The sequence below is a fragment of the Aldersonia kunmingensis genome, assembly GCF_001646865.1.
GTDB lineage: Bacteria > Actinomycetota > Actinomycetes > Mycobacteriales > Mycobacteriaceae > Aldersonia > Aldersonia kunmingensis.
The window spans coordinates 1-6,283 of record NZ_LRRB01000085.1 but is presented as its reverse complement, the minus strand read 5'-3'; the positions used below and the strand labels follow the sequence as shown (position 1 = coordinate 6,283).

General features: G+C 65.7%; 5 protein-coding genes and 1 tRNA gene. 4 read left to right on the top strand and 2 right to left on the bottom strand.

Annotated features, from left to right (window positions below):
* A partial coding sequence (locus A8G08_RS06505; protein WP_425394534.1) for an alpha/beta fold hydrolase occupies positions 1 to 256 on the bottom strand: 256 nt, incomplete at its 3' end.
* 1,022 nt (positions 257 to 1,278) lie between these two features.
* Here A8G08_RS06505 and A8G08_RS28420 point away from each other — a divergent pair.
* Both A8G08_RS28420 and A8G08_RS06490 read left to right on the top strand, forming a co-directional pair.
* Complete coding sequence (locus A8G08_RS28420; RefSeq protein WP_157108429.1) at positions 1,279 to 1,440, top strand: hypothetical protein; 162 nt, start codon at positions 1,279 to 1,281, stop codon at positions 1,438 to 1,440.
* Positions 1,441 to 1,975: 535 nt separating this feature from the next.
* Positions 1,976 to 3,637, top strand: coding sequence for an ABC-F family ATP-binding cassette domain-containing protein (locus tag A8G08_RS06490; protein ID WP_068271725.1), 1,662 nt, complete (start codon positions 1,976 to 1,978; stop codon positions 3,635 to 3,637).
* Positions 3,638 to 4,267: 630 nt separating this feature from the next.
* Here the strand turns inward: A8G08_RS06490 and A8G08_RS06485 are convergent.
* A tRNA-Leu gene (locus A8G08_RS06485) sits at positions 4,268 to 4,353 on the bottom strand.
* A gap of 141 nt (positions 4,354 to 4,494) precedes the next feature.
* Here A8G08_RS06485 and A8G08_RS06480 point away from each other — a divergent pair.
* Together A8G08_RS06480 and A8G08_RS06475 are read left to right on the top strand one after the other, a co-directional pair.
* Complete coding sequence (locus tag A8G08_RS06480; RefSeq protein WP_068271723.1) at positions 4,495 to 5,856, top strand: M20/M25/M40 family metallo-hydrolase; 1,362 nt, start codon at positions 4,495 to 4,497, stop codon at positions 5,854 to 5,856.
* Between the two features lie 17 nt (positions 5,857 to 5,873).
* Positions 5,874 to 6,283: YbhB/YbcL family Raf kinase inhibitor-like protein (locus A8G08_RS06475; protein WP_068271731.1), on the top strand; the 410-nt coding region annotated here is incomplete at its 3' end.

The following is a 6,283-nucleotide window of genomic DNA, read 5'->3' as shown; positions in this document are numbered from 1 at the left end:
CGAATTCCACGACCGACCCATATTGGAACGATGTCGACGAGCCGATACCGGGCCGGTCGATGCCGATCAGCCGGACGTGGTTCTGCTCGGCGAAGGCTCGCGCCTCGGACGGGATCTGGCGGCGCGCACCCGGGGTGCCATGCAGCCAGAAGATCGCCCGACCCTGCGGGTCGCCGAACTCGGCAAAGCTGATCTGCCGATCGTCGCCGACGGCGATGTTGCCCTCCAACTTGGGGCGTTCAATGCGGTGACCCACACAGCGAGTCTCACATGCGATACCCATGTCAAGACAGCCCGGGCACGCGAACCACGTCCCACGGCCCCCGTTGATGCTGAGGATCTGGGGGATACCGAAGTCCGGATCGACTCGGTATTGGACGTAGCCGCCACCGACATGGGTCGACTCGGGTCCAAAAGGAGAACGCCCCGAACGAAGGTCGGGGCGTAGCTGAGGATTTCTGTGTCCGAGGGGGACTTACGCATTAACCACGCGGATCGATCTTGCTTAGAAAACGCTGTCACCTGCGGAGATCCAATCACTCGGGTTGGCGATTTGTGAGGTCGCATGAGTGTTGGGCATCTCTGCGGACGACGTGGAAGCGGCACTGTCGCGCGCGGGAGCCAGGCATCGGCGCGGCGATGGGCTCATGGGCGATGCTGGAGAGCCGCGCCCGCCAGTTGCTGGCGGCGCATCCACGGGTGCCGGCCGTGGTCATCCCTGAGCGGATCGACCGGTCACGTTGAAACAATCACTCGCCTTTGCGTCGTGGTATTCATGCCCGCGCGAATATGGCCGCCGCGACGACGCCGAGCGAGGTAGGGCCGCGACCCTGCGTTGTCCTCAGACGGTAACGGTGCATTGCGCTTCGGCGAGTACTAGTTCAACAACGACAGAAATGAGATTCAGTTGAAGGGCAACACCATCGCGTCCGCAGCGATCCCCAGCAGGGCGGAGAATCCGTTAAGCGCGCTGCTCAACGCGTTTTTCCAGAGCCAGCTATTCGCTAATGGGGTCCAGATGTTCAGTTCGTAGGAATGACCCGTCCCGGCGAGTCCGGAGACAGCTTTCGTTAGAGCACCCCGCCGTTGGCGGGGCGCGTTGTGATGTTGTGGAGCTTTTCGGCGCCTTCGGGGGTATCGACAAGCTGGCCGTCGTCCGGCTGTCCGGCGGGCGGCCCGATGTGCTGGGTTATACGGCCGCGACGCGCGACTGAGTGGTTGCCGGTGTTCGGCGGGGTGGCGCCGACGGTGGGCCCGGACGCCATCAGTGGCGGTTTGATGAGGCTGGGTTCGGTCGTGGCCCCGGTCCTGCGAGTGGCCGGAGCGCCCATCGGGTTCGCGGCCGCCACTCTGATCAGGTTGATCCGGCCGGTCGCCAGCTCGGCGCTGCAGCTGCTGGTGGTCTCGGACCGTGAGGAACAGACGTCGTCCGACGCCTGAGGCCACGAGTGGCGTACGCGTAGCGCGAAAGTTGAATTATGCGCCGGCCGGCGGAGGCCGATATTTCCGGTGCGTGGACCGCGAATTCTGGTCGGCGGGCCGGTGACCGGAATCCAACCGCGCACGGTTTTTGCGCGCCGTCGAAACTTGTTGTCACGGGTGACATTCGAATGTCGCGGCCGGGCGCGAGCCGGGTACTGTCCGCTCGGTCGTCGTACCGCGAGCATCAAAACAGTGCATCGGTGTTCAGCCTCGAGCGGATTGATCCCCGATCTCGTCATCGCGACAACCGCCGCAGAAGTAGAGGAACGTTGTCGCAAAGGCGACGCCGAGCCGCTTTGGGCGATGCCCCCGCGCGCATTCAATCCGGCGAGGCCGCTTTCGTCGCGCACATGCCGCGCGTATCCGAGAGCGACTTGCATCCCCACGCTGTGACCAGGACTTTCTGGATCGAATTGACCCGGTGCGCGACATTTGTGCTGGTCGGGGGCTTAATGAAAACGATTTCCAGTGTCCGGGGTGCGACCATTTGTCCATGACCGCATCCCTCGTCGCCAAGGGCGTCGCCGGCGGGTACGCGCATCGCGTCCTGTTCGATCATCTCGATCTGACCGTCGCGCCCGGTGATGTGATCGGTGTTGTCGGGGCCAACGGTGCGGGGAAGACGACGCTGCTGCGGGTGCTCGCCGGTGACCTCGCCCCCTTGTCGGGGACGGTCTTGCGCGCGCCGACCGACGCCTTCGTGGGCTGGTTGCCGCAGGAGCACGAGCGGATTCCCGGCGAGACGGTCGGGCAGTACGTCGCCCGTCGTACCGGGTGTGCGGCGGCGGCACAGGCCATGGACGCCGCCGCCGACGCGCTTGCCGATCCGCCTGCGCAGGCCGATGCCGATCCGGCCGACGTCTACGCGACGGCTCTCGACCATTGGCTCGCGGCGGGGGCCGCCGACCTCGAGGAGCGGCTGCCGGGGGTCCTGGCCGATCTCGGCCTGGCCGCGGGTTCGGTGGCACCGGAATCGGCGCTGATGACCGGACTGTCCGGCGGGCAGGCCGCGCGGGTGGGTCTGGCGGCGCTGCTCTGCTCCCGATTCGACATCGTGCTGCTCGACGAACCCACCAACGACCTGGACTTGGACGGGCTGGAACGGCTGGAGGACGTCGTGCGGGGTATGCGCGGCGGCGTCGTGCTGGTCAGTCACGACCGTGAATTCCTGGCCCGCAGTGTCACCCGGGTGCTGGAACTCGATCTGGCGCAGCATACGAACACGGTCTACGGCGGTGGCTACGAGAGCTACCTGGAGGAGCGTGCCGTCGCCCGCCGGCACAAGCGGGCGGAATACGACGAATTTGCCGCTAGGAAGGCGGATCTGGTGGCGCGGGCGAGAACTCAGCGCGAATGGTCGAGTCAGGGTGTACGCAACGCGATGCGTAAGGCGCCGGACAACGACAAGGTGCGGCGTCGCGCGGCGACCGAATCCAGCGAGAAGCAGGCGCAGAAGGTGCGGCAGATGGAGAGCCGGATCGCGCGCATGGAGGAGGTGGCCGAACCCCGCAAGGAATGGGTGCTCGAGTTCACCATCGGATCCGCGCCGCGATCCAGCTCGGTCGTCGCGACGCTGACCAATGCCGTTGTGCGGCAAGGGGCCTTCACCCTCGGTCCGGTGTCACTGCAGGTGGACGCCGGCGAATGCATCGGCATCACCGGACCGAACGGCGCTGGGAAGTCGACGTTGCTGCGCCTGCTGCTCGGCCGGATCGAGCCCGACGAAGGCAGTGCACGACTCGGTGCCAATGTCGCGATCGGCGAGATCGACCAGGCGCGTGACCAATTCACCGGATCGACCCCGCTGGCGCAGCGATTCGAAGGGCTCGTACCGGATTTCACGACTGCCGAGGTGCGTACCCTGCTGGCGAAGTTCGGTCTGCGCGCCGACCACGTCGATCGGCCCGTCGAGGATCTCTCGCCGGGGGAGCGCACCCGCGTCGCGCTGGCCCTGCTGCAGGCGCGTGGCACCAATGTCCTCGTGCTCGACGAGCCGACAAACCATCTCGACCTACCCGCCATCGAACAACTCGAGTCCGCCCTGGACTCCTACGACGGTGCCGTGCTGCTCGTGACCCACGACCGCCGGATGCTGGAGAAGGTGCGCGTCGATCGTGGCTGGCACGTCGAAGGTGGACGCGTCGCCGAGCGCTGACCCGTTGCCCAGCGAAACTCACCGCGCACGGTGGACCACTCGGCCGGAGACAGCTCACACTCGACTGCGAACTCATGTCGGCCCACAACGGTTGCGCCGGTGCTCAATGGCGGGTCGCGACGACGGAGCTGGCCAAGTCGAGCGGGATTCGCTGCGCGCCCACCATCCGCGACGAACGACATGCTGCGACCATGTGCCGGGCTTGTTCGGGCAGCGGGACGACACGTAGCGCGGCAGTCGTATGTCGACGGCCGACGGAGTTGGGCGTCAGGGGTTCGAGTCCCCTTGGCGTCACACAAGGAATTCCCTCCGGCATGCGCCAGGGGAGCTATTTGACTCCGGATGGGGCCGGCCAGGCCACCCCCTGCAGTGGGAAGTCCGGTGAATACTAGGTCAAGTTCGGTATGGAACTGGTCGGCGTCGTAGTGGTGAACCTGTTTCGTTGCGTCCCAGCGCGCTTAATCGACGACCGAAGCCACGACATCGTGATAGATGCCCGTAGCGCTGAGTAACTGCGGAGGACCGAAGTCCACACCGAATCGGAATCGGAAGGAGCCTAATCGCGACCGCTCAACCCCGGTTACAAAGAAAGCCCCGATCGAAGTCGGGACTTAATGAAAACGATTTCTGTGTCCGAGGGGGGACTTGAACCCCCACGCCCGTTAATAGGGCACTAGCACCTCAAGCTAGCGCGTCTGCCATTCCGCCACTCGGACTCGCACGTTGCCGTGCGCGCTGACAAAGGCTATCCGATGAACTCCCTCAGACCAAAATCGTCCCTCTCACGAGGGGAAACGCCAACAAAAGACGCTGCGCCCAAGCATCCCCGAGGGGTGTTCCAGTGGTAGGAAAGTGGGGTGCCAGGGACAGGGGAAGGTCAGAGTGGTTCGGATCGCTCACGCGCGGTTTCCGAGGTCGTCGAACTCGTCAGTGCGCTGATCCGGTTCGACACGTCGAACACGGGGGAGCACGAGACCACCAAGGGTGAAGAGGACTGTGCGAAGTGGGTGGCTGAGCAGCTCGAGGAGGTCGGCTACGAGACCACCTACGTCGAGTCCGGCGCCCCGGGTCGTGGCAATGTGTTCGCCCGCCTGCCCGGCGCCGACAACAGCCGCGGGGCGCTGATGATCCACGGGCACCTCGATGTGGTCCCTGCGGAACCGGCCGACTGGAGCGTGCACCCGTTCTCAGGCGCCGTCGAGGACGGCTACGTATGGGGCCGCGGCGCGATCGACATGAAGGACATGTGCGGCATGGCGCTGGCCCTGGCGCGCCAGTTCAAGGCCGAGGGCACGGTACCGCCGCGCGACCTGGTGTTCGCATTCCTCGCCGACGAGGAGGCCGGCGGGAAGTACGGCAGTCACTGGCTCGTCGAGAACCGGCCCGACCTGTTCGAGGGGATCACCGAGGCGGTCGGGGAGGTCGGCGGGTTTTCGCTGACCGTGCCTACCCGCGACGGCGGGGAGCGGCGCCTCTACGTCGTCGAAACGGCGGAGAAGGGCCTGGGCTGGATGCGCCTCACGGCGAATCACCGCGCCGGACACGGCTCGTTCCTGCACGAAGACAATGCGGTGACGATCCTCGCGCAGGCGGTCGCCCGGATTGGCACCCATACCTTCCCATTGGTGATCGCCGATTCGGTAGGCGAGTTCCTGGCCGAACTCAAGGAGGACACGGGGATCGATTTCGATCCGTCCTCGCCCGATATCGAAGGCACGCTCGCGAAACTCGGCTCGATCGCGAAGATCATCGGCGCCACCTTCCGGGACACCGCGAATCCGACGATGCTGCGGGCCGGCTACAAGGCCAACGTCATCCCGCAGACCGCCGAGGCGGTCATCGACTGCCGGGTGCTGCCAGGCCGGCAGGAGGCGTTCGAGCGCGAGATCGACGAGCTGATCGGCCCCGACGTGACTCGCGAGTGGATCACGAAGCTCGACTCGTACGAGACCACTTTCGATGGCCATCTCGTCGACGCGATGAACGACGCGATTCTGGCCAACGACCCGGACGGGCGCACCGTTCCCTATATGCTCTCCGCCGGAACGGACGCAAAAGCGTTCGCCCGCTTGGGGATTCGCTGCTTCGGCTTCGCGCCGCTGCAGCTGCCACCGGAATTCGACTTCTCCGCGCTGTTCCACGGCGTGGACGAACGGGTCCCGGTGGAAGCACTCGAGTTCGGTACCCGCGTGCTCGAGCACTTTTTGATGCACAGCTGAGACGAGAGAGGTTCACCATGGCCGACGCACCGTTCGCGTTCAACCCGTACGACTTCCTGCCCAAACTGCCGTCCTTCGAGCTCACGTCCGAAGACTTCGAAGACGGCGGTCAATTCAAATTGGCGCAGGCCAGCGGAGTCATGGGCGCGGGCGGCCACGACACCTCGCCGCAGCTGTCGTGGTCGGGCTTCCCAGCCGAGACGAAGAGCTTCGCCGTGACCAACTTCGACCCCGATGCGCCGACGGCATCCGGCTTCTGGCACTGGGCCGTGTTCAACATCCCGGTGACGACCACGTCGCTGGTCGCGGGTGCGGGTGACGACGGCGGGACGGGGCTGCCCGCCAACGCCATCACATTGCGCAATGACGCCGGCCTGGCGAACTACATCGGTGCCGCCCCGCCGGCCGGGCACGGCGTGCACCGCTA

What these genes read in the sequence shown, in the direction of transcription:
- A8G08_RS28420 (WP_157108429.1), top strand. Translation starts at nt 1,279, where the DNA reads ATGAGGCTGGGTTCGGTCGTGGCCCCGGTCCTGCGAGTGGCCGGAGCG.
- A8G08_RS06490 (WP_068271725.1), top strand. Translation starts at nt 1,976, where the DNA reads ATGACCGCATCCCTCGTCGCCAAGGGCGTCGCCGGCGGGTACGCGCAT.